Source organism: Prochlorococcus marinus str. MIT 9515 (assembly GCF_000015665.1).
In the GTDB taxonomy this organism is placed as follows: Bacteria; Cyanobacteriota; Cyanobacteriia; order PCC-6307; family Cyanobiaceae; genus Prochlorococcus_A; species Prochlorococcus_A marinus_P.
This window is the reverse complement of record NC_008817.1, coordinates 593,659-616,185: the sequence shown is the minus strand read 5'-3', so window position 1 is coordinate 616,185 and position 22,527 is coordinate 593,659. Positions and strand designations below refer to the sequence as shown.

The 22,527-nt window shown below is 31.6% G+C and carries 20 protein-coding genes; 11 read left to right on the top strand and 9 right to left on the bottom strand.

Annotated features, from left to right (window positions below):
- Positions 1-94: 94 nt before the first annotated feature.
- From aroA to glmU, 3 genes are read left to right on the top strand one after another with little or no spacing between them, the layout of a single operon-like run.
- Complete coding sequence (aroA, locus tag P9515_RS03370; protein WP_011819992.1) at positions 95-1,411, top strand: 3-phosphoshikimate 1-carboxyvinyltransferase; 1,317 nt, start codon at positions 95-97, stop codon at positions 1,409-1,411.
- A gap of 10 nt (positions 1,412-1,421) precedes the next feature.
- Complete coding sequence (locus P9515_RS03365) at positions 1,422-2,315, top strand: tRNA (5-methylaminomethyl-2-thiouridine)(34)-methyltransferase MnmD (RefSeq protein WP_011819991.1); 894 nt, start codon at positions 1,422-1,424, stop codon at positions 2,313-2,315.
- A gap of 40 nt (positions 2,316-2,355) precedes the next feature.
- A complete protein-coding gene (gene glmU, locus P9515_RS03360) occupies positions 2,356-3,699 on the top strand; it encodes a bifunctional UDP-N-acetylglucosamine diphosphorylase/glucosamine-1-phosphate N-acetyltransferase GlmU (protein WP_011819990.1) in 1,344 nt (447 codons plus the stop codon).
- Between the two features lie 9 nt (positions 3,700-3,708).
- Here the strand turns inward: glmU and P9515_RS03355 are convergent, their stop codons facing one another.
- From P9515_RS03355 to menD, 4 genes are read right to left on the bottom strand one after another with little or no spacing between them, the layout of a single operon-like run.
- Positions 3,709-5,079, bottom strand: a complete 1,371-nt coding sequence (locus tag P9515_RS03355; protein ID WP_011819989.1) for a UDP-N-acetylmuramoyl-tripeptide--D-alanyl-D-alanine ligase — start codon at positions 5,077-5,079, stop codon at positions 3,709-3,711.
- An 11-nt stretch (positions 5,080-5,090) separates the two neighbouring features.
- Positions 5,091-6,542, bottom strand: coding sequence for a glycogen synthase GlgA (glgA, locus tag P9515_RS03350; RefSeq protein ID WP_011819988.1), 1,452 nt, complete (start codon positions 6,540-6,542; stop codon positions 5,091-5,093).
- A gap of 44 nt (positions 6,543-6,586) precedes the next feature.
- Positions 6,587-7,444, bottom strand: coding sequence for a 1,4-dihydroxy-2-naphthoyl-CoA synthase (menB, locus tag P9515_RS03345; RefSeq protein ID WP_011819987.1), 858 nt, complete (start codon positions 7,442-7,444; stop codon positions 6,587-6,589).
- A gap of 30 nt (positions 7,445-7,474) precedes the next feature.
- Positions 7,475-9,241: a 2-succinyl-5-enolpyruvyl-6-hydroxy-3-cyclohexene-1-carboxylic-acid synthase gene (gene menD, locus P9515_RS03340; protein ID WP_011819986.1), complete on the bottom strand. Its 1,767-nt coding sequence runs from the start codon at positions 9,239-9,241 to the stop codon at positions 7,475-7,477.
- A gap of 56 nt (positions 9,242-9,297) precedes the next feature.
- Between menD and lepB the strand changes: the two genes are divergently transcribed.
- Positions 9,298-9,882, top strand: a complete 585-nt coding sequence (lepB, locus tag P9515_RS03335) for a signal peptidase I (protein ID WP_011819985.1) — start codon at positions 9,298-9,300, stop codon at positions 9,880-9,882.
- Positions 9,883-9,927: 45 nt separating this feature from the next.
- Positions 9,928-10,266 (top strand): DUF760 domain-containing protein, encoded by a 339-nt coding sequence (locus tag P9515_RS03330; protein ID WP_011819984.1) that lies wholly within the window; start codon positions 9,928-9,930, stop codon positions 10,264-10,266.
- A 4-nt stretch (positions 10,267-10,270) separates the two neighbouring features.
- Here P9515_RS03330 and P9515_RS03325 read toward each other — a convergent pair whose 3' ends face one another.
- From P9515_RS03325 to P9515_RS03305, 5 genes are read right to left on the bottom strand one after another with little or no spacing between them, the layout of a single operon-like run.
- Entirely contained in the window at positions 10,271-11,437 is a 1,167-nt protein-coding gene (locus tag P9515_RS03325) for a DUF4336 domain-containing protein (protein ID WP_011819983.1), read from the bottom strand.
- Positions 11,438-11,442: 5 nt separating this feature from the next.
- On the bottom strand, positions 11,443-12,315 hold the full coding sequence (locus tag P9515_RS03320) for a metal ABC transporter permease (RefSeq protein ID WP_011819982.1): 873 nt from the start codon (positions 12,313-12,315) through the stop codon (positions 11,443-11,445).
- Positions 12,316-12,326: 11 nt separating this feature from the next.
- A complete protein-coding gene (locus P9515_RS03315) occupies positions 12,327-13,091 on the bottom strand; it encodes a metal ABC transporter ATP-binding protein (protein ID WP_011819981.1) in 765 nt (254 codons plus the stop codon).
- Between the two features lie 4 nt (positions 13,092-13,095).
- Positions 13,096-13,998 carry a metal ABC transporter substrate-binding protein gene (locus P9515_RS03310; RefSeq protein WP_011819980.1) on the bottom strand — a complete coding sequence of 301 codons (903 nt, stop codon included), beginning with the start codon at positions 13,996-13,998 and terminating at the stop codon, positions 13,096-13,098.
- Positions 13,999-14,028: 30 nt separating this feature from the next.
- Positions 14,029-15,354: a YcjF family protein gene (locus P9515_RS03305; RefSeq protein WP_011819979.1), complete on the bottom strand. Its 1,326-nt coding sequence runs from the start codon at positions 15,352-15,354 to the stop codon at positions 14,029-14,031.
- A 167-nt stretch (positions 15,355-15,521) separates the two neighbouring features.
- On the opposite strand from P9515_RS03305, the gene P9515_RS03300 reads away from it, so the two are divergent.
- The 6 genes from P9515_RS03300 (at position 15,522) to P9515_RS03275 (ending at position 22,523) form a co-directional block, all read left to right on the top strand.
- A complete protein-coding gene (locus P9515_RS03300) occupies positions 15,522-15,977 on the top strand; it encodes a hypothetical protein (protein ID WP_011819978.1) in 456 nt (151 codons plus the stop codon).
- Positions 15,967-16,983, top strand: coding sequence for a tryptophan--tRNA ligase (gene trpS, locus P9515_RS03295; protein ID WP_041710569.1), 1,017 nt, complete (start codon positions 15,967-15,969; stop codon positions 16,981-16,983). Before P9515_RS03300 ends, trpS begins: the two co-directional genes overlap by 11 nt.
- A 3-nt stretch (positions 16,984-16,986) precedes the next feature.
- The gene (gene thrS / locus P9515_RS03290; protein WP_011819976.1) at positions 16,987-18,903 is read left to right on the top strand and encodes a threonine--tRNA ligase; all 1,917 of its coding nucleotides are present in this window, start codon (positions 16,987-16,989) and stop codon (positions 18,901-18,903) included.
- Positions 18,904-18,912: 9 nt separating this feature from the next.
- The gene (locus P9515_RS03285; RefSeq protein WP_011819975.1) at positions 18,913-19,950 is read left to right on the top strand and encodes a glucokinase; all 1,038 of its coding nucleotides are present in this window, start codon (positions 18,913-18,915) and stop codon (positions 19,948-19,950) included.
- Positions 19,951-19,958: 8 nt separating this feature from the next.
- A complete protein-coding gene (thrB, locus tag P9515_RS03280; protein ID WP_011819974.1) occupies positions 19,959-20,906 on the top strand; it encodes a homoserine kinase in 948 nt (315 codons plus the stop codon).
- 78 nt (positions 20,907-20,984) lie between these two features.
- Positions 20,985-22,523 (top strand): NAD(P)H-quinone oxidoreductase subunit 4, encoded by a 1,539-nt coding sequence (locus P9515_RS03275; protein WP_011819973.1) that lies wholly within the window; start codon positions 20,985-20,987, stop codon positions 22,521-22,523.
- Positions 22,524-22,527 lie beyond the last annotated feature (4 nt).

Sequence of the window (22,527 nt, the reverse complement as noted above, 5' to 3'; positions counted from 1 at the left end):
ACAGTTACTTAACTTTGAATATTTTTTTTTAAAAACAAACTTATTGATATTATATATCTAATTAAAAACTTATAAAATCCAACTAATTATTAATTTGAATACAAACGATATACGCACCGTTAAAGGTGAAAAGAGTTTACAAGGAACAATAAAAGTCCCTGGAGATAAATCAATCTCGCACAGATCTTTAATAATTGGAAGTATTGCAGAAGGTGAAACTAATATTGAAGGTTTTTTATATTCTGAAGACCCACTTTCAACTGCTGATTGTCTAAGAAAATTAGGTGTACATATTCCTGAAATTAAAAAGGATCAGCCTTTTACCATTAGAGGTTTAGGTATTGATGGATTTAGAGAACCTAAAGAAATTCTTAATTGTGGTAATTCAGGTACCACAATGAGATTATTAATGGGACTTTTGGCTGGTCAAACAGATAGGAATTTCATATTAACTGGAGACAAATCTCTTAATGAAAGACCAATGGGAAGAGTTAGTAAGCCACTATCATTAATGGGAGGGAAAATTTATGGAAGAGAAAATGGTACAAAAGCTCCAATTTCCATAACGGGGAACAAACTAAAGGGTTGCGTCATTGGAACTCCGGTTGCAAGTGCTCAAGTTAAGTCTGCAATCTTACTAGCAGGGTTAAATGCCTCTGGAACTACTTCGGTTATTGAACCTGCCTCTTCCAGAGATCATACTGAAAGAATGCTTAAAGCATTCGGGGCTGACATAAAAATAAGAGGGGAATTAGGAAGAAATATAGTAATAAAATCAGGTAATAATTTAACCGGTCAAAATATATTGATCCCAGGAGACATCAGCTCAGCAGCTTTTTGGATGATTGCAGCATCAATAGTGCCTGAATCTGAAATCTTGGTTAAAAATGTAGGCCTAAATCCAACAAGAACGGGGATATTACATGTTATGGATGAAATGGGATGCGATTATAAAATAATTGAAAAATCAACTATTGCAGGCGAACCCATAGGTTCTATAAAGGTAAAATATGTAAGTAATTTGAAACCTTTTAAAGTACAAGGTGATATCCTTCCAAAACTCATAGACGAAATTCCAATACTTACGGTTGCAGCTTGTTTTTGCAATGGGGTTTCAGAAATTAAAGATGCAAAAGAATTAAGAGTTAAAGAAACCGACCGATTAAAAGTTATGGCCAGACAACTTAAAAAATTTGGTGCAAATATTACTGAGAAAGAAGACGGTTTAATAATAACTGGCGAGTCTAAATTCCATTCTGCTGAAGTTGACAGTGAAACTGACCATCGAGTCTCGATGAGCCTTGCAATAGCATCACTTTTAGCTAAGGGCTCGACAAGGATTGCAAGAGCAGGGGCTTCTAATGTATCGTATCCAACTTTTTGGGATGATCTTGAAAAACTAATTAATTAATCTAATAGAATTGTTTACAGAATTTCAGGAGATTTCAACTCGGGACGGAAGTATTTCTCTTAGGAGTCTTTTTTTTCAAGAGAATTTTCATAGCCTTGAAGGAGCACTTAAAGAAACTGAAATTAAATTCATAAATCCTTCCAATTTAAAAAGATTTAAGGATAAGTCTGTAAATGTATTAGATATTTGCTTCGGTTTAGGATATAACTCTGCTTCGTTGTTTAGTAACTTAATTAAACAAAATTCTTTTTTAAAATGGTATGCCTTGGAGATTGATAATAAACCTCTAGAATATTCTTTAAGAAATAAATCATTTAAAAAACTATGGGATCAGAAAGTTTTAAAAATATTTAAATCTTTAGCTCAGAATTGTAAATATAAGGATCAATTTTTTGAATGTGATATTTTATGGGGCGATGCCAGAAAAACAATTTATAGTATTCCTGCAAATATAAAGTTCGACTTGATTTATTTAGATGGATTTTCTCCTCAAAAATGTCCTCAAATTTGGTCAGTTGAATTTTTAGAAAAAGTAACTCAAAGACTCAATACTAATGGATATTTAATAACCTACTCTTCTTCAGCTGCGATAAGAAAAACATTAAGAAATTTTGGTTTGAATATTTTCAATATAAAACCAAATTTTGTATCTAAAAATTTATGGAGTAATGGGACTATTGCAATAAATATAATTGACGAAAAAATTTCCAAAAGCAATCTATCTTTTACGAAATTATCTTCGATGGAAGAAGAACATTTATTGACTAAAGCAAGTATTCCATATCGCGATCCTACTTTAAATTCAAATGCTAATGATATTATTCAAAAAAGAGTGAAAGAGCAATTATGCTCTAATCTTATAACTCCAAAAGAATGGAGAGATAAATGGGGAATGACGAAATAGATCTTAAACAGTAAGATTTAAATAAAATATCTTAATAAATATGTTAACTGTCGCGATATTAGCTGCAGGTAAGGGTACTAGGATGGCAAGCTCACTGCCTAAAGTCTTACATAAATTATCTGGAAAAACTCTTCTTCAAAGAGTTATCGATTCTTGCAATGAATTAAAACCTGATAAAATATTTATTATCGTTGGACACAAATCAAAGGAGGTAAAAGATTCCGTATTTAAAAATAATAATATTCACTTTATTGTTCAAAAGCCACAAAAGGGAACTGGACACGCCGTTCAAGTTCTTTCTCAGAAAGTAAAAAAACATGACGGTAAATTGATTGTCCTTAATGGAGATGTGCCACTTATCAAAGGTGAGACTTTAAAAAAACTTATTCATTATCATGATTCACAAAAAGCCGATGTTTCCTTAATAACCACGAAGAAAAAGAATCCACATGGTTATGGAAGAGTATTTGCTAAAGATAATTTAATTGAAATGATAATCGAGGAAAAAGATTGTAATAACGTTCAAAAATCCAATTTATTGATAAATGCAGGCATATACTGCTTTAATTGGAAAAGTTTATCAAAAATAATTAATACTATAAAAAGTAATAATAAACAAAACGAAATTTATCTAACCGACGCTATCTATTTGCTAAAAAAATCTTATAGCTTTGAAATTTTAGATAATGGAGAACTTCAAGGAATAAATAATAGAGTTCAATTATCAAAATGCGAAGAAACCATCCAAAATTTAATTAAAGAGAAACATATGCTTGGAGGAGTAACTTTTATTAATCCCGCAAGTTGTACAGTAAGTGAAGAATCAATAATCGGAAAAGATGTAATAATCGATGCAAATACTCATATAAGGGGAAACTCTAAAATTTCTAATAATTGTAAAATTGGTCCAAATACTTTCATAAAAGATACGATCATAAATGAAAATTGTGAAATTATAAATTCAACTATTTTTAATTCAGTTTTAATGGATTTTGTAAATATAGGTCCTTACAGTCACATAAGACCTAATTGTGAAATATCTTCTTACAGCAGAATTGGGAATTTTGTTGAGATAAAAAATAGTCAATTAGATAAAGAAGTTAAAGTTAATCATTTAAGCTATATTGGCGATTCTACAGTTGGGAAACATACCAATATTGGAGCAGGAACAATTACAGCAAATTTTGATGGTAAAAAGAAACATCCAACTTTTATTGGGGAAAATTCCAGTATAGGTGCCAATACGGTTTTAATTGCGCCTATTAATCTTGGTGATTCAGTAACAACTGGAGCAGGCTCAGTAATTACTAAAGATTCTCAAAATAATTCTTTAGCTATTGCAAGAACCAAACAAGTAAATATTGAAAATTGGAAAAAAAATTAAATTCAAAAATTAATCAATTGATTTAAGAATACTTTCAAGCTGCCAATTTCGGCTACCTTTAACCAAGATAAAATCTCCTTTTTTTGTATATTTATTTATAGTAATACCAACTTTATTTACGTCATTAAAAAATATAAATTTAGTACTTTTTTTTAAATAATCGGCATAATAGATCTCATCATTTCTATCACATATAAATATACATTTTTTTATATCTGATTTAACTATAAAATCAAAAAGTTCCTTATGATATTTTTTACTTTTAGATCCTAATTCTTGTATACTCCCAAAAATTAGAAAATGATTATTTGGATTATTTAATAAATTTATAATACATGCTTTTAAGGATTCAGGGGATGCGTTATAAGTTTCATCGTATATGACAGTTTTTTTTGATTTAATAATTTTATTCCTTCCATCTAAAGTAAGAAAATTGAATTTATTAGTATCTTTGAATTCTATTCCAAACTCTTTAGCAACTGCATATACAAATAAGAAATTAAAGGCATTATGAAAACCTTTAAGTGATATTTCAAAAAGCTTATCTTCTATGATGATCGAATTATTAGATCGATTAAAAAATCCTATTAAATTTTTTTTATTAATACTATCAACTTTTTGATTTATATCTAAGAGGTCTACCTTAATAATTCTCCCACTCCAATTTTTTTTTAAAGTTTCTTCTAAGAATAAATCATTAGCAGGAATAATTACGACTCCACTGGGTTTTAAATACTTGGTTATTTCACATTTCGCATAAGTAATATTTTCTTTTGAGCCTAAAATTCCGATATGCGAACTTCCAATATTTGTAATAACTGCAATATCAGGTTCAGAAAATTTAGATAAATTTTCAATCTGTCCTAGTCCTCTCATTCCCATCTCGATTATCAAAATTTTATCTTTGAAATCCGAATCAAGGATAGTACGGCCTACTCCAATTTCATTATTATAGTTTAATTGGGTTAATTTGATTTTTCCTAGTTGCTTTAACACTTCTCCCATCATTTCTTTTGTTGTTGTTTTCCCGACTGATCCTGTAATTCCTACAACAGGTATATTTAATGTTCTTCTCTTATGTAAAGCTAATTTTTGGAAAGATTCTAGAGTATTAGGTACAAGCCAATAAGGAAACTTTTCAGGTAATAAATGCTGCATCCCGTCTCGAATAACAACTGCTTTTACGCCTTTTTTTAAGACCTCTTTGAGAAAATCATGTCCATCGAAATTTTTTCCTTTTATTGCGATAAAAAGATCATTATTTAAGATATTCCGACTATCTAAGCTTATATTTTTAAAAGTTTGAGATTGATTTTTAAGATTCTCCGAATTTTTTAAATTCCCTAAAATTGTATTTATATTACATACAGAAAAATCCATTAAAAATTAAATCATATTTTTTTTAAAGAAGGATCAGCAGATTGACCATAAGAAAACTTTTCAATTTCAGTAATATCTGGTGATGGCTCCTTAATGCCGCATACATCCTTATACATCAATTCGTACTCTAATGCTGATCTCTGCCAACTGAATTCTTGGCTCATAGCTCTGATTTGTAATAATTTCCAACTATCCTTATGTCTGAATGCCTCCCAAGATCTCACTAAAGCCGTATAAAAATCAATCGGTTCGAATCGATCAAAGCAAAATCCCGTTCCACAATTATTCTCTGGATCATGGGGCAAAACAGTATCAACTAATCCTCCAACTCTTCTTACTATTGGAATTGATCCATACCTCATAGCAAGTAATTGACTGATACCACAGGGTTCAAATCGACTTGGCATTAAAAATGCATCAGATCCTCCATATATTAGCCTTGATAAAGAATCATCATAGGTAAGAAATACAGAAAATCTCCCGGGATAATCTAGTGCTAATTGCCATAATCCAGATTCTAAATATTTATCTCCTGTGCCTAATATAGCTATTTGAGAATCTGTATATGCTAGTAATCTTTTAGAGACCTGCAAAACCAAATCAACGCCTTTTTGATCTACTAATCTACTAACCATTCCTAAAAGATATTTTTTACTATTAACTTCTAGTCCCATTTCTTTTTGAAGAATTATCTTGTTTTCTGATCTTCTTTCTAAATTTTTAATATTGAATTGAGCAGGTAAAACTTTATCTATATTAGGATCCCATTCATTTAAATCTATGCCATTAAGTATGCCTCTCAATTTTCCAGAAATATAATTCAACAGTCCATCAAGACTCTCCCCATACTCATGCGTTTTTATCTCATCGGCATATGTTGGAGAAACAGCATTAACTCTATCTGCATAAAGCATCGCAGCAGCCATAGTATGGTCACCATGCATATACCATGGACACCACGTCATTTTTTCAAGTTTCCACCTCCATGGTCCCTGATATTTTAAATTATGTATAGTAAAAACAGTACTTATTTCAGGATCTTGATGCATCCAAACAGGAATCATGCCAGTATGCCAATCATGACAATGTAGGACTTGTGGTTTCCAATAATTCCAAGAAAATTCTGCAGTAGAACTAGCAAAAAAAGTAAATCGCCAGTCCTCATCTTCTCCACCGTATATCTGTCCTGAATCAAAAGTTGGATGCCCTACTAAGTAGACTATATAATTGTGTATCGGATGTTTTGCTTCATATACAGAAAACTCATTCCCCATTGTATTTGCTCTAAAGACTGGTTCACTTGATATTTCTAGTAGATTCCACAATTTTCCATATCCTGGAATTATTACCCTTACGTCGTGACCAAGTTTTATCAATGATGGTGGTAAGGAACCAACGACATCTCCCATCCCTCCAACTTTGATCATTGGAGCACATTCAGCAGCAGCAAGAAGAATTCTCATTGATTCATTATTTTAAAAAGTTATTTTTGAAGAGAAATAAGCTATTAAGGAGTCCATCCGCAATCAGAAAAATCAGGTGGCCGTTTCTCAAGGAAAGCATCTCTACCCTCTTTAGCTTCGTCCGTAGAATAAAATAACTGAGTTGTATACCCAGATAATTCCTGGATTCCTGCTATCCCGTCACATTCAGCATTAAATGACGCCTTAAGTATTCGAATAGCAGTAGGACTATTTTGTAGAATCTCTCTTGCCCAGATTACACCCTCAGCTTCTAATTCTTCAATCTTTGTAATCGCATTTACCAATCCCATTTCAAAGGCTTCTTTAGAATTATATTTTCTGCATAAAAACCAAATTTCCTTAGCTTTTCTTTGTCCAACCAGTCTAGCTAAATAGCTTGATCCAAATCCCGCATCAAAACTTCCTACTCTAGGACCTGTTTGGCCAAATATTGCATTTTCAGAAGCAATACTTAGATCACAAAGTAAATGTAAAACTTGCCCTCCTCCTATTGCAAAACCAGGTACTAAAGCTATAACTACTTTTGGTATAGTTCTTATTAATTTCTGCAATTCCAATACATTCAGCCTTTGATTTCCTTGATCATCTATATATCCATTTTTACCCCTAACACTTTGATCACCACCTGAACAAAACGAAAAAATTCCTTTTTTATCTGGGCCAGCCCCTGTCAAAAGAACAACTCCGATACTCTTATCATTCCTAACAAGGTTAAAAGCCTCTAAGAGCTCACAAACTGTTTTTGGACGAAATGCATTTCTTTTTTCAGGTCGATTAATTGCAATTCTTGCTATTCCATCTCCACTCTTATGAAACAAGATATCTTCATAGGATTTCCATTCTTTCCAATCTGCGTTATTTTTTCCAGGTAAAATTTTCATAGATTTAAATAATTTTAAAAAGCAATTTCATTAATTATTGAGGATTTTTTTTAAGATTAAACTTCTTTCTTTCATTTCATTATCAACATTAATATCGACTTTAATTATTACTGATTTTTGCATAGAAAGGCTCCATTCAAAAGATTCTGGTAATTTATTTAAATCTGAAACAATTTTAATTGGCACTTGAAAAGCTTTCGCAAGGTTTTCCCAGTTGATAGATTTAGGCATTAAAAAAAGTTTCTTTAATTCTTCTTTTTCTAAATTATTTTTATATAAATTATTAAATATATTTCCACCATTATTATTTATTAATAGAACTGTCAGATTTAAATCAATTGAATTTTCAATAAGGAAACCGTTTATATCATGAATTAAGGCTAAATCCCCAGTAACCAAAAGTAAAGGTTGAGTAATTCTAGCGATTCCTAATGCAAGAGATAAAGTCCCATCTATCCCTGAAGCCCCTCTAAAGCTAAAACATTTCCTTGTTAAAGTTCCATTTTCAGAGAATGTAAGCCAATCTCTAATAGGACTGCTTGCTGAAAGCATAATAGGATAGTTTTCTGGCCAAATTTTAGGTACAAAATTTGCAAGTTTATATTCTGTTATTTCTTTATTTAAAAAAATTTGTTCATTTAAAATTTTGCTAATTTTTTGTCCTTCTCTCCTCAAAACTTTTACCAAATTAATTAGAGGTTTCTTCTTTTTTTGATCATCTGAATAGGTTCCTAAAAGTTGATTAACAAAATTAGTTAAGCCAAATTCATATTCTAAAGATTTTTTTATAGGATCTAGTTTTCTTCTATTATTTTCTTTGACAAGAATTTGTATGCCATCAAAATCTGATAAAAATTTCTCTAAATTGTTTGAGGAGGAAAGAGGACCTAGTCTCAAAATCTGATTACATTTGATAACGTTATTATTTTTTTTAATAATTAATTCCCAATTTTCTACTAATCCTCTCAAGTCAGCTGATACGCCTGACACAGGATCAGCAAAAACGGGCCAGCCTGTAATTGATTGTATTTTTTCTAAAGAATTATTAAAGGAAACTAAATCTTTTATCGATCCCTGATACGGACCAACAATAATTATTCCTGAGTTAGACAAATCTAAACTTTCAAAAATTCTTTTAGAAAAATGAATACTTTTATTTTGTTCATTTTGTTTTAAAAATTTACAGGTTTTATTCAAATAAAGTGTTTCAAAAACCTTTAAAGTCTTTCTTTTATTTTTTAGAGAAATATCTAGAGGTTTTTCAAAAGGAATATTTAAATGAATAGGGCCAGGCGATTGGAGCAATTGTTTTTTTATCATTTTTACTATTTTCAAAATATCATCGTCATTATTCTTATGAATTCCATTTAAGTTCGTGCTCAAAGTACTTCTGCAAACTGAATTCAGAAATGCTTCTTGATTTACTGTTTGATTAGAACCACAATTTTTTAACCTTAAGGGTCTATCAGCAGTTATAAATACGATTGATTTACAGGATCTATCTGCCTCAACGGCCGCAGGCAATAAGTTTCCAACGGCAGACCCTGATGTCGTAACAACTAATGAAATATCTCCCGAAGCAGTAGAAATTCCAAGTGAATGAAATCCAGCAGATCTTTCGTCTATCGAATTAAATACATTTAAAATTCCATATTTATATAACTCTCCTGCTGCTATTGCTAAAGGGGCTGATCGACTTCCCGGACATAAAATTAAATTTTTAACTCCTATCTTTATAAAAAGATCTAAAAGTTGTAAACTTCTAAAAATATTTTGGCATTCAATAGATGATGTCATAAATTATATAAATACTTTAGAAATTCCTTTTTTTACAAATAAATAATTAAACTAAAATGCCAAATCTACTAGAAAAAAAAAGTTCAATCAAAAATGATTTTAAAAATCTTTTTATTTGGATAATAATTTCTTTAATTATACGATGGCAAGTAATTGAACCAAGATGGATCCCCTCAGGATCTATGCTACCTACCCTTCAAATCCAAGACAAAATATTGGTTGAGAAAATAACTCCTAAAATAACCTCCAAATCAAACCTATCAAAATTTAAAAATAAAATAATTGTTTTTAATGTTCCTGAACAATTAATTAAAGCTGGGTATGAATCAGATATTGCATTAATCAAAAGGGTTATTGGAACCCCCGGGGACAAAATTGAAGTAAAAGAAGGTAATTTATACATAAATGATATTGTTCAAAATAATTATATTTCTGATAGTAATATTGATTATTCAACTGGTCCATATGTTGTTCCAGAGAGTTCATTGTGGGTAATGGGAGACAACAGAAATAACAGCATGGACTCACATGTATGGGGATTTCTTCCTTATGAAAAAGTTATAGGAAAAGCTATTTTTAGATATTGGCCATTAAAAGATATTGGGCCTATTAAATTCCCTAGTCTTAATAAAATAGTATAAAGGGTTCATGGTGTTGTAGTGTTTTTATAAGTTGAAGTTGCATAAATGTTCAATCCTGAATTTCTGGCTACTGAAAATAATGATCCAAATGATGAGAATGATTTAATTCAATATCTTCAAAAACAGTCACCAGAGGTTTTGCAGAGGGTCGCCAAATCAGCTAGTGAAGATATTCAAGAAATCATAAGGCACAATGTTCAAGGTCTTTTAGGGATGTTGCCATCTGATCAATTTGATGTGAAAATAACATCTTCAAAAGACAATATCTCAAATTTACTTTCCTCTGCAATGATGACAGGATATTTCTTAAGACAAATGGAGCAAAGGAAAGAGCTTGAACAAACTCTAAAAAAAGATGAAGATATGTCCATTGAAAACGAATAACTCTCTAAATATTTACTTTTTCGGGAATTATCCCCAATTCAAATAATTTCTTATAAAAATTAATAAGGAATTTATTATCATCAGGAGATTTGTTCCATTTTTCTGAATTAATTTCATCTATTAAATTTTGACAATCTTCTTTTCTAAAATTAACAGGTGCAGAATAATGAGCTGATATCAAATATTCCATATTTTTATAAGTTTTAATCTTCTCAAGCCATAAAAGAAGTACATGTTTTGATCGAGGAAATATTAAATTTTGCAAAACAGGAGCAATCTGAATCTTAGGAATATTTTCACCCATTATTTCAACTAAAGATGATTCCCAATCTTCATCCCAAGAAAAAGGATATATACCAAAATGTGCTTTTTTATTTCGAAGACCTTCTCTAAAAGAATATTTGATTATTTGTTTCAGAGAGGGGATTCTTAATTTTCCTGGTTTCAAAAAAGATGCAAACAAAACAATCCTTGCCCAGCCTTTTTTTCTAGCTTCAAAAGTATCAAGGACAGGTTCATCTCCTCGATCTCTCGAATGAAATAATAATGGGGTAGGGTCGAAATTAAATATTTCTGGAGGCTTTGAATCGATTCCAACTATTGCGTCTGTAACATGTAATGTCCTTGTTGAAAGATGATAACAACACACCTCTTGATAGTTACCAAGTCCTAAATTTAAAGGCCCTATTGAAGACCATTTAAAACATTCTTCATAAGGAATTCCATCTTCGAAAAGTATCTTTGTCCTTTTTGAAGGAATCCCGAGAAAATCTAAAGGTAGATTAATAGGAAAACTCCATTGGCCAGGGCATAACCAAATCTCAGAATCCTTAAAAACCCTTGCTAATGCTGGCAACCCAATTTTATGTTCTAATCCTGAAGCTGTAGGAAGGACAATTGTTTTTACTTCTCCATAAATAGAAACTAATTTTTCTAATTCAGTTACAAGTTCCTTCGTAGGAGGTAAAGGATTAATTAGCATTAGCCCATTATTAACCTTAATTATTGTCATTCTTATTGGAACTGCAACATAATACAAACCTTGAATCTGTTCCAAGGACCATATTTCATTAGGAACTATTTCTCTAAGAATAGTTTTCTTATTTCCATATGGATAAAGGGGAAATAAAGGCCACCAATTCCAACTTTTATTATTTAGTTCTTTATACATTATTGTTAATAATTAGAAAATATTTTTCTAATTTTGAATAACCCATATCTTGGAGCAAACAAAAAAGCAAATAAAAATATAAACGTTTGAACCAAGACAATTGAGCCACCGGTTTCAAGATCGAACCAAAAGCTAAAATAGATCCCTAGTAAACTTGAAATGATGGCGCTAATTACTGAAATAATGGTCATAATATCAAACTTATCTGTTAATAAATATGCTGTTGCACCAGGAGTTATCAGCATAGCAACGACCAAAACTATCCCAACGGTTTGTAATCCAACTACAGCAGCTAAAGACAAGCATGTGAGTAATAAATAATGAAGAAATAATACATTAATTCCTACTGTTTTTGCGTGTCTTGGATCAAAACAATAAAGGATTAAGTCCTTTCTAAAGACTGATAATAGTAGTACCACCAATAAAGAAATAAATACAGTTTGTTTAACATCTGATAGAGAGATACCTAGAGGGCTCCCAAAAAGAATTGAATGAAGATCAATATTACTTTTAATCTTTGAAACTAAAACTATTCCAAGTGCAAAAAAGCCTGTGAAAACTAAACCAATAACTGTATCTTCTTTCACTCTCGACTTTTGTTTTACAAATCCTATTAAAGCTACAGAACCTACGCCAAAAATGAATGCCCCTAAGGAGAAAGGGAGTCCCAAAGCATACGCGACAACCACACCAGGCATTACAGAGTGAGAAACGGCATCTCCCATTAAAGCCCAACCTTTAAGAGTTAAATAACTAGATAAAAAACCACAAACAGCAGCGACTAAAGAGCTCATCAATAGTGCTTTTCTCATAAATTCATGACTTAATGGATCTACGATAAAAGAATTTATATTTATAGATAAAAAACATAGATCCATTTAACTAACTTTTATGACTCAGGTCCAAACAAAACATCTGGTGACATTCCCCCAAAAGTACTTGTAATATTTTCAGGCGTAAATACTTCCGAAGTCTCTCCATAAGCAACAACTGTCTTATTTATCAAAAGAACCAAATCGCAAAATTCGCGAACATGTATTATGTCGTGAGTAGATAGCAAAATTGTTTTCCCCTCACTTTTAAATTGAATAAATAATTCTGAGATAAGTTTCTCAGTTCTAATATCAACTCCTGCAAAAGGTTCATCAAGTAATAAAATAGATGCTCTTTGTGCGATAGCTCTTGCTAAAAATGCTCTTTTCCTCTGTCCCCCGGACAAGTTTCCAATGGGAGAAGATGATAGTCCAATGAGATCAACCCTCTCAATAGCATCCTTGACAGCTTGAATATCTGATTCTCTTGGAGATCTCGTAATATTCATAGACCCATATCGACCCATCATTACAACATCCCATACGTTTACAGGGAATTGACTATCTATACCTTCAAGTTGAGGAACGTATGCAATAGACTGATCTTTTTGAGCACTTCTCAAAGATTCTCCATTGATTCTAACTTTTCCTTTTGAGATATTTACGAACCCAGTTAAAGCATTAAAGAAAGTTGTTTTGCCTGCTCCATTCATTCCTACCAAACCACAAATTTGTCCTGCCTTTAGTTTCAAATTTGCATCATATAAGGCAACTTTACCATGATAATCGACACAGATATTTTCTGCCTCGATTCTATAGTTTTTATATTTGGGTGTTTCCATCTTTTTAACTCAAACCTTTTTTTATAAGGACCAAATTGTGTTGAAGCATATTTAAATAACTATTAGCCAAGCCATCGGCCTCAGATAATGAATCAACAAAAAGATCTCCACCAAAATTTGCTCCAGTTTCCTCTGCAACAATGATTTGTGATTCATTACTTACAGTACTCTCGCAAAAGACAGAAGGAACCTTTTGATCTCTAACAAGAGATATTGTTCTAGCCATTCTCTTAGGGGTAATTAGACTTTCTGCATTTACAGGCCATAAATAAGCTTCTTTCATTCCATAATCATTAGTTAAATAAGAGAATGCTCCTTCACAAGTTACTAGATACCTATTATTTTTATCTAAGTTATTAATAAAAATTGAAAAATCTTTATCTAGTTTAGAGATTTTGCTCTTATATATTTTTCCATTTTTTCTAAATAATTCTGCTTTAGATGGTCTTATTTCTGATAAAGATTCAACGATAATATCAACATAAATCATCCCTCTTTTTGGAGAAATCCAAGCATGAGGATTAGGTTTACCTTTATAGAAATCTTCGTTAATAAAAATGGGATCTAATCTATCTGAAATAGTTACTCTTTTGAGGTCAAGGTTCGAAACAAATTTTTCTGCCCATAATTCAAAACCAAACCCATTATCAATAAAAACGAAGGCTTTAGATGCTTTTATTAAATCACTTGGAGTTGGCTGATAACCATGAACTTCCATTCCTGGTTTAGTAATTGATCTAACAACAAACTCATCTTTAGCAATATTTTCTATAATATCAGCCAAAACTGTGAAACTTGCCAAAATCACTTCCTTATTAGTTTCATTTTCAAATGAATTCTTTTTACAAGAATTTGCACTAAGACAAATTAGAAAAGAAAAAATTAAAAGTAAAAACTTTTTTCTCATTTTTTTCAAGAAAGATATCGTTTCAGACTTTTAAGTTAGTCCCATTAATGGGTTTTTTAAATCAGATATGAGTGATTTCCAATTTATTTTCTCTTTTTCAAATGCTTTTTCAACAATTTTTTCAGAATTTTCTTTTATAAATTCCAAGTCAGGTTCTGAGACTCCCTTTGTTATTGCCATGAAATCTGCCAAAGAACTTGATACTACTCTGGTTAAATATGCTGCACTTATTGCTTGGAATGATCCAGTTACTAGCCAATTTGGGCCATGCAATTTTGTTAGACCTAATAACGTCTGGCCACTCCACTCTATTACTCCTTGCGCAATTGCAGTTTTTATTATTTGCTTAGATACTTTATCCAATATTTCTGGAGACCAATTACATCCCCATATAGATTTGATTTCTTTAATCATCAAGGAATTTAAAACAGTCATTGATAAAACATCTATGGATGGAATTGGAGAAAAGAATACCGAAGTGGCTACCATTATCTGATTTCTCCTCTGTAAATCCTTCAATTGAAGTCTTCTTATCCCCTCAATCTCAGATTGCCAATTAATATGCAATCTCTTCAAAAGTCTTTTTTTTGTATTTTCAATATTGCTACTTGAACTAATAAAAAACTTGCGTAAAGAGAATGGTATGCTAATAAGTTCCTTTTTAGTTGTGTCAAATATAATTATTCTGTTTAAATAATCTCCAGAAATCTGAGCCTTTAATTCCTCTAATTCTTTTTTATAGTCTAATCCATTTTTAGGTAAAGCAACTAACCAAATAGGCATACTTTTAGGAAGTTTTTCTAACCATAAAAAATCATTTGCGGATAAGGGTAACTTTAAAAAATACAAAATAGCGTCACTATTCAAAATTTCTTCAGGAATCATTTCAGAAGAATTATATTTTGGAAGTTTCTCAATGAAATTTAAATCGTACCTTTCTTCTTTAAAGTAATTTATAAATAATGCATTATTCGAATCAAAATTGTTCTGCCCGATACAATAAATTTCTTCTTTTTTTTCTCTATAAATTATTGATTTAAGAGATTGTTTCCTTTTGATATTTTCTTTTTCCAAATTATTATTCAATTCAATTTCCTCAAAGAAATCTAAATCCTCATTACAAAGGTTTATCCAACCATTTAAATTCTTTGGCTCATTAAATTTTGGTTTTTCATTTTTCAGATAAAAATATCCACCAAAACATAAAATCAAAAAGCCTATTGAACCGCCCGCAAAGTTTATTACATCACTTAAAAACCATTCTCCAAAACCCAAAACAAGTAAGATTATAAATATATTTTTTTTAGGAAATTTTATTAAATCCGTTAATAAGTTTTCTTTACTAATATTAGACACGATTCTTTAATATCTTTCTTCTATTTTAGTGCAATTTGTGAATGAAAAAAGTAAAATTTCATAACTCTTTAATTTTTAGATAAGAAATTTAAGGTTCAATTTAAGACTTCTTGCATCACTAGGTGGTAAATTAATAGACTGACTACATAAAAAAAAGATTCCCTAAGATGTCAAATTCCAATTACGACAATAATTTTGGTCAAGAAAACTATAGAAGTCGTGGTAATAATGATAGATCTAATTTTAGGAATAGATCCGGAGGAAATAGAGATGGGGGAGGATTTCGAATAAGATTAAGTGATAATGAGATGAAAGCGGTTAAATCAATACAGGAGGCTTTTCAACTTAAATCTACAGTTGCAGTTTTAGGTTTTTCAGTCAGAACACTTAGTGAAATAATTGAAGATAAAAGCTTAATGGAATCGATAACTAAATTTGCAAAAAATAATAAAAACACATCTTCACCGAGTAAAGCAGTAGCTTCTGAGAGCGAAAGTATAAAAGCAGCGCCTAATCCTTTTGCAAGGCCAGTTAAGAATCAGCCTATTGAAAAAATTACACCAAAAACAGAGGAGCTCAAAGGAGATGGAGAAGGAGAAGAAGAAGAAGGGGATGACAAATAAAAAAAGAGTTCTTTCTGGAGTTCAACCTACAGGAGATTTACACATTGGAAACTGGCTTGGAGCAATAAACAATTGGGTTGCACTTCAAGAGAAGCACGAAACATTTCTTTGTGTGGTTGATTTGCACGCAATTACTACAGAATATGACCCAAAACAGCTTTCAAGGAATACACTTTCAACAGCTGCTTTATATGTTGCTTGTGGTATAGATCCAAAAATATGTTCTATTTTTGTTCAAAGCCAGATATCTGCTCATTCAGAGCTTTGCTGGATATTAAATTGCATGACTCCCATAAATTGGATGGAAAGGATGATCCAATTCAAGGAGAAATCTGTCCAGCAAGGAAATAATGTTTCTATTGGATTATTTGATTATCCAATATTAATGGCTGCTGATATTTTGCTATACGATGCTGATTATGTTCCCGTAGGAGAAGATCAAAAACAACATTTAGAACTTGCTAGAGATATTGCCCAACAGAGAATAAATGCCAAGTTTAGTAAGAAAAAAAATATTTTAAAAATTCCTCAACCAATAATTATGAAGAAAGGTTCAAAGATAATGAGTCTAAATGATGGATCAAAAAAAATGAGCAAAAGCGATATTAACGAGGGTAGTAGAATTAATCTATTAGATACTCCAGAAATTATTACAAAAAAAATAAAAAGAGCTAAAAGTGATAGTCATATCGGAATGGAATTTAATAATCCCGATAGGCCTGAATCCAGAAATCTTTTAATGATATATTCATTATTAAGTGGTAAAGAAATTTCTGATTTAGAGAATGATTTCTCGCAAACAGGATGGGGAACTTTTAAAAAAATATTTACTGAACAAGTTATAGAATCGCTTGAACCTATTCAAGAAAGATATAATGTTCTTATTAATGATCCATATGAACTAAATAAGATACTTCTAGAGGGTAAAGAGAAAGCTGAGTTAGTAGCAAACAAAACTCTAAGTAGAGTTAAATCAGAATTAGGTTTCTTTTCAATGGAAAAATAAATCATGCCAAAAATAACACTCCCTGATGGTACTAAAAAAGTTTTCGAAAAAGCTGTAACTACTCTTGATATTGCTAAAAGTATTGGAGCAGGGTTAGCCAAAGCAACAATTGCGGGGAAAGTAAATAACGTTCTTTTTGATGCAACTCTGCCAATAAAAAATGATTCTAAAGTGGTAATAATTACATCACGAGATAAGGAGGGTATTGAGATAATTAGACATTCTTTTGCTCATTTAATTGGTCATGCCGTTAAACAAATATATCCAAATATAAAAATGGCTATTGGTCCAGTAATTGAGGATGGATTTTATTATGATATTTTTTCAGAATATAGGTTTACTCCTGAAGATTTAATCAAAATTGAAGAAAGAATTAATCAACTCATTAGAAAGGATTATGACGTTGAAGTTTTGCAAGTTTCAAAACAAGAAGCTATTAAAACTTTTAAAGAAAGAGATGAGATTTTCAAATTAAGAATTATTGAAGAAATCGATGAAAAAGATTCAATAAATTTATATAAACATGAAGAATATATTGATATGTGCAGAGGACCTCATGTCCCAAACACAAGACATCTTAGACACTTTAAGTTATTAAAATTATCCGGATCATATTGGAGAGGTGACAGCAAAAACGAATCATTGCAAAGAATTTATGGTACAGCGTGGAGCAAGGAGAAGGATCTTACTAATTATCTAAAAAGAATTGAAGAAGCCGAAAAAAGAGACCATAGAAAACTAGGCAAAAAACATTCTCTTTTTCATATACAAGAAGAATCTCCCGGAATGATTTTTTGGCATCCAAATGGTTGGATAATTTATCAAATCCTTGAAAAATACATAAGAGAAATTCTCAGAAAAAATGAATATCTCGAAATTAAAACACCCCAAGCAGTTGATAAATCTCTTTGGGAAAAATCAGGTCACTGGGAAAAATTCAGAGATGATATGTTCACTACTGCCTCTGAGAATAGAACTTATGCAATTAAGCCGATGAACTGTCCTTGCCATATTCAAGTATTTAATCAAGGGTTGAAAAGTTATAAAGATTTACCTCTGCGTCTGGCTGAATTTGGATCTTGCCACAGAAATGAGCCTTCAGGAGCCTTGCACGGTTTGATGAGAGTTAGAAATTTCACTCAAGATGATGCTCATATATTTTGTACTGAAGAGCAAATTCAAGAAGAGGTCTCAACTTTTATTGATCTAGTTTTTGAGGTTTATAATACTTTTGGATTTGATGAAATTATCATAAAGTTATCAACCCGTCCAGAAAAAAGAGTAGGGAGTGAGGATATTTGGGACAAATCTGAGGAAGCTCTAACCGAAGCTTTAAATAATAAAAATCTCAAATGGGAACTCCAACCAGGGGAAGGAGCATTTTATGGTCCAAAAATTGAATTTTCACTTAAAGATTGTCTTAACAGGATATGGCAATGTGGGACGATTCAGGTTGATTTTTCGATGCCTGTTCGATTAGATGCGACTTTTGTAGACATTAATAACGAGAAAAAAAGTCCCGTCATGTTGCATAGAGCAATATTAGGTTCTTTTGAGAGATTTATAGGAATATTGATAGAACAATACGAAGCTAAATTCCCTATTTGGCTAGCTCCAACTCAGATTATTTTATTAAGTATTACTGAAAGAAATATAAAAAAATGTATTGAATTTAATAATTTATTAAATACTAAAGGATATCGATCAAAAATTGATATTAGAAACGAAAAGATTGGTTATAAAATTAGAGAATCTACGCTGGCCAGAATACCATTAATTGGTATTGTTGGAGACAAAGAGCAGGAACTAAATTCAGTTACCTTGAGAGCTTTAGATGGATCGAATTTAGGAATTTATGAATTAGATAATCTTTTTAAACTTATGAATACTTTAATTGAGAAAAAGGGAAGAGTAGACTAATTTAATTTTATGAATTTTCTTGCTTGTGATCTTGGGGGTACGAAAGTTCTTGTAGGTATTTATGAAAAAGATCTTGAATCTGATACTCCTAAATTAATCTTTAAAAAAAAATATTTATCTACAGAATGGGATTCTTTTGATTCAATAATTGAAAACTTTCTAGAGAAAGAGTGTAAAAACATTACTTGGCCTCTTCATGCATGTTTTGCTATTGCGGGTCCTGTCAGAAATAATGCTGCAAAAATAATTAATTTGTCTTGGAATATTTCAGGTAATGATCTGAAAATGAAATTCAAATTTGAAAGTGTTGAACTAATAAATGACTTTGGAGTATTAATTTATGGAATTCCATTCTTACAAAAAAATCAATTTGCAACAATTCAAAATGGAGAGTTTCATGTTAGTTCCAGCAAAAATTTTCACGCAATAGTTGGAGCAGGTACAGGTCTAGGTATTGCGAGGGGCTTTATTAATGGAAATAATATAGAGGTCCTAGCAAGCGAAGGAGGTCATGTGGAGTTCTCCCCAAGGTCAAAAGAAGAATGGGAATTAAAGATATGGCTAAAAAATCATTTAAAAGTGGAAAGAATTTCTTGCGAAAGAATTGTTAGTGGTGAAGGTCTCTCAAGAATAGCTGAGTGGAGATTAAGCAAACCTGATGCTAAAAATCATCCTTTTCAAAAAACTATTAAAGAATTAGAAATTTCTGAGGAATCAAGAAAAAAGATACCTAGTCAAATTTGTAAACTTTCAAATGAAGGGGATATTTTAATGATGGAAATTGAAAGGATATGGTTAGAAGCTTATGCCTCTTTATTAGGAGATATCGCTGTTCATGAACTATGCTTTGGGGGATTATGGATTGCAGGAGGTACGGCTACAAAACATTTCAAAAACTTTAAATCAGATTCATTTTTGAAACAAATTTCAAATAAAGGAAGATTAATAGATATTGTTAAATCTATTCCTATTAAAATAATTTTAGATGAAGAGTTTGGACTTTATAGTGCAGCCTGCAGAGCAAAAATGCTATTAAAAACAACATAACCCTAAGAATGTCTATACCCAATTTAGGTAAAAAAATTATAGTTACAGTTCCTTCTACAACTGCTAATTTAGGTCCCGGATTTGATTGTCTGGGAGCAGCCTTAGACTTATATAATGAATTTATATTCACAAGAATAGAAGGTGATGGAGATAGATTTGATTTAATCATGGAGAGTACAGACGGCAATCATTTGAGAGGAGGTCCTGAGAACTTAGTCTTTCGAGCGGCACAAAAAGTATGGGAGAGTGCAGATGTATCCCCATTCGCTCTTGAGGCAAGAGTTAAACTTGCAGTCCCCCCAGCTCGTGGACTAGGTAGTAGTGCAACTGCCATTGTTGCAGGGCTTATTGGAGCCAATGCGATCATGAACTCCCCACTTCCTAAAGAAAAACTCTTAGAACTTGCGATCGATATAGAAGGTCATCCTGACAATGTAGTTCCATCTCTTTTAGGTGGTTTATGTTTAACAGCAAGATCATCTTCCCAAAGATGGAGAATTATTAGATGTGATTGGCATGATTCGATAAAAGCAGTTATAGCTATACCCGCAATTCGACTTAGCACAAGCGAAGCAAGAAGAGTGATGCCAAAAAATATTCCAATATCTGATGCCGTTACAAACATGGGTGCCCTTACTTTATTACTTAATGGTTTAAAAACTGGAAATGATGAGCTAATAAAAGAGGGTATGTTTGATAAATTACATGAGCCATATCGCTGGAAACTAATTAAAGGAGGATTAGAAGTTAAAGAGGCTGCATTACAAGCAGGAGCTTTAGGTTGCGCAATTAGTGGAGCTGGGCCAAGCATTTTAGCTTTATGTAAAAGTAATAATGGCAAGGTAGTAAGTCAGGCGATGGTAAAAGCTTGGGAAAACTTAGGCATTGCAAGTAGAGCTCCATTTTTAAATGTCCAAACGAAGGGGAGTCAATTCAAAACTATTTCAGGTAAGTAGTTTTACTTACACTTTTTAATGTTAAAGTCTCAAGCTGGAGTATCTTCAACTACAATAAAAAAATTGTTCATTACATAAATGAATTTAGAATCTTTTCCTTGGTTATCATCTATTGTTTTATTACCTTTGATTGGGGCGTTAATAATGCCTTTTTTAAAAACAAATGAGGGAGAAGATAATTCTCTTCCAAGAAATATATCTTTAGGTTTTTTATTTATAGATTTTTTACTCATTGTAGGTGTATTACTTCAGAAATTTGACAATACTGATAGTTCATTACAGTTGTTAGAAAGATTATCTTGGCTACCTTCCATAGGCTTGGAATGGTCTCTTGGGGTAGATGGCCTCTCGGCTCCTTTAATCGCTTTAAGCGGATTAATTACGTTTTTATCAGCTGCAGCAAGTTGGAAAGTAAAGAAAAAAGCAAATTTATATTTTGCATTACTTTTAGTTCAGGCCTCAGCACAGGCATTGGTATTCCTTTCTCAAGATTTCTTATTATTTTTCTTGGCATGGGAATTAGAACTCGTCCCTGTTTATCTTCTGATTGCTATTTGGGGAGGTAAAAAGAGACTTTATGCTGCTACGAAATTTATACTTTATACTGCTTTAGCTTCTTTATTAATCCTTATAAGTGGATTAGCATTAGCACTGAGCGGGGATACTTTTACCTTAAATTTAAGTGAACTAACTAATAAACATGCACAAGGAAGTCTTGCATTACTCTCTTATTTAGGCTTTTTAATAGGGTTTGGAGTTAAACTCCCTATTTTCCCTCTACATACATGGTTACCCGACGCTCATGGTGAAGCTAATGCTCCTGTTTCAATGCTTCTCGCTGGGATTCTTTTGAAGATGGGTGGCTATGCACTCTTAAGATTTAATGTTCAAATCTTACCTGAAGTACATCTTAAACTTGCACCAGCTTTAATTATTCTTGGAATAATTAACATAATTTATGGAGCATTAAATGCATTTGCTCAAGATAATGTTAAAAGAAGAATTGCATGTAGTTCAGTAAGTCATATGGGATTTGTACTTTTAGGAATCGGTGCAGTAGATGCTTTAGGTATAAGCGGTGCAATGCTACAAATGATTAGCCATGGTCTTATAGCTGCAGCTATGTTTTTCGTAACTGGATCTTTTTATGAAAGGACAAATACCCTTTCGATTCCTAACATGGGGGGTTTAGCAAAAGTTTTACCCATAACATTTGCTTTTTTCCTTGCTAGCTCTTTAGCATCTTTAGCACTACCAGGGATGAGTGGCTTTATAAGTGAAATTACTGTATTTTTGGGAATCACAAGTCAAGAAGGCTTTAGCTCACTCTTTAGATCAATAACGATTCTTATAGCAGCTATTGGTTTAGTTTTAACGCCCATATATCTTCTCTCTATGTGTAGAAGAGTATTTTTTGGGCCTAGGATCCCAGCACTTGCTTCTGTCAAAGAAATGAATGGGAGAGAATTAACTATTGGTTTTAGTTTGCTTTTACCTACTCTGGTTATAGGTTTTTGGCCAAAAATAGCAATAAATTTATATGAATCTTCCACAGATGCTCTCAGTCAACAACTGACTTTAGCTAAATTAGTTGGGTTAATTTCAAACATCACTTAATTTT

What these genes read in the sequence shown, in the direction of transcription:
- glmU (WP_011819990.1), top strand. Translation starts at nt 2,356, where the DNA reads ATGTTAACTGTCGCGATATTAGCTGCAGGTAAGGGTACTAGGATGGCA.
- P9515_RS03355 (WP_011819989.1), bottom strand. Translation starts at nt 5,079, where the DNA reads ATGGATTTTTCTGTATGTAATATAAATACAATTTTAGGGAATTTAAAA.
- glgA (WP_011819988.1), bottom strand. Translation starts at nt 6,542, where the DNA reads ATGAGAATTCTTCTTGCTGCTGCTGAATGTGCTCCAATGATCAAAGTT.
- menB (WP_011819987.1), bottom strand. Translation starts at nt 7,444, where the DNA reads ATGAAAATTTTACCTGGAAAAAATAACGCAGATTGGAAAGAATGGAAA.
- menD (WP_011819986.1), bottom strand. Translation starts at nt 9,241, where the DNA reads ATGACATCATCTATTGAATGCCAAAATATTTTTAGAAGTTTACAACTT.
- lepB (WP_011819985.1), top strand. Translation starts at nt 9,298, where the DNA reads ATGCCAAATCTACTAGAAAAAAAAAGTTCAATCAAAAATGATTTTAAA.
- P9515_RS03330 (WP_011819984.1), top strand. Translation starts at nt 9,928, where the DNA reads ATGTTCAATCCTGAATTTCTGGCTACTGAAAATAATGATCCAAATGAT.
- P9515_RS03325 (WP_011819983.1), bottom strand. Translation starts at nt 11,437, where the DNA reads ATGTATAAAGAACTAAATAATAAAAGTTGGAATTGGTGGCCTTTATTT.
- P9515_RS03320 (WP_011819982.1), bottom strand. Translation starts at nt 12,315, where the DNA reads ATGGATCTATGTTTTTTATCTATAAATATAAATTCTTTTATCGTAGAT.
- P9515_RS03315 (WP_011819981.1), bottom strand. Translation starts at nt 13,091, where the DNA reads ATGGAAACACCCAAATATAAAAACTATAGAATCGAGGCAGAAAATATC.
- P9515_RS03310 (WP_011819980.1), bottom strand. Translation starts at nt 13,998, where the DNA reads ATGAGAAAAAAGTTTTTACTTTTAATTTTTTCTTTTCTAATTTGTCTT.
- P9515_RS03300 (WP_011819978.1), top strand. Translation starts at nt 15,522, where the DNA reads ATGTCAAATTCCAATTACGACAATAATTTTGGTCAAGAAAACTATAGA.
- trpS (WP_041710569.1), top strand. Translation starts at nt 15,967, where the DNA reads ATGACAAATAAAAAAAGAGTTCTTTCTGGAGTTCAACCTACAGGAGAT.
- thrS (WP_011819976.1), top strand. Translation starts at nt 16,987, where the DNA reads ATGCCAAAAATAACACTCCCTGATGGTACTAAAAAAGTTTTCGAAAAA.
- P9515_RS03285 (WP_011819975.1), top strand. Translation starts at nt 18,913, where the DNA reads ATGAATTTTCTTGCTTGTGATCTTGGGGGTACGAAAGTTCTTGTAGGT.
- thrB (WP_011819974.1), top strand. Translation starts at nt 19,959, where the DNA reads ATGTCTATACCCAATTTAGGTAAAAAAATTATAGTTACAGTTCCTTCT.
- P9515_RS03275 (WP_011819973.1), top strand. Translation starts at nt 20,985, where the DNA reads ATGAATTTAGAATCTTTTCCTTGGTTATCATCTATTGTTTTATTACCT.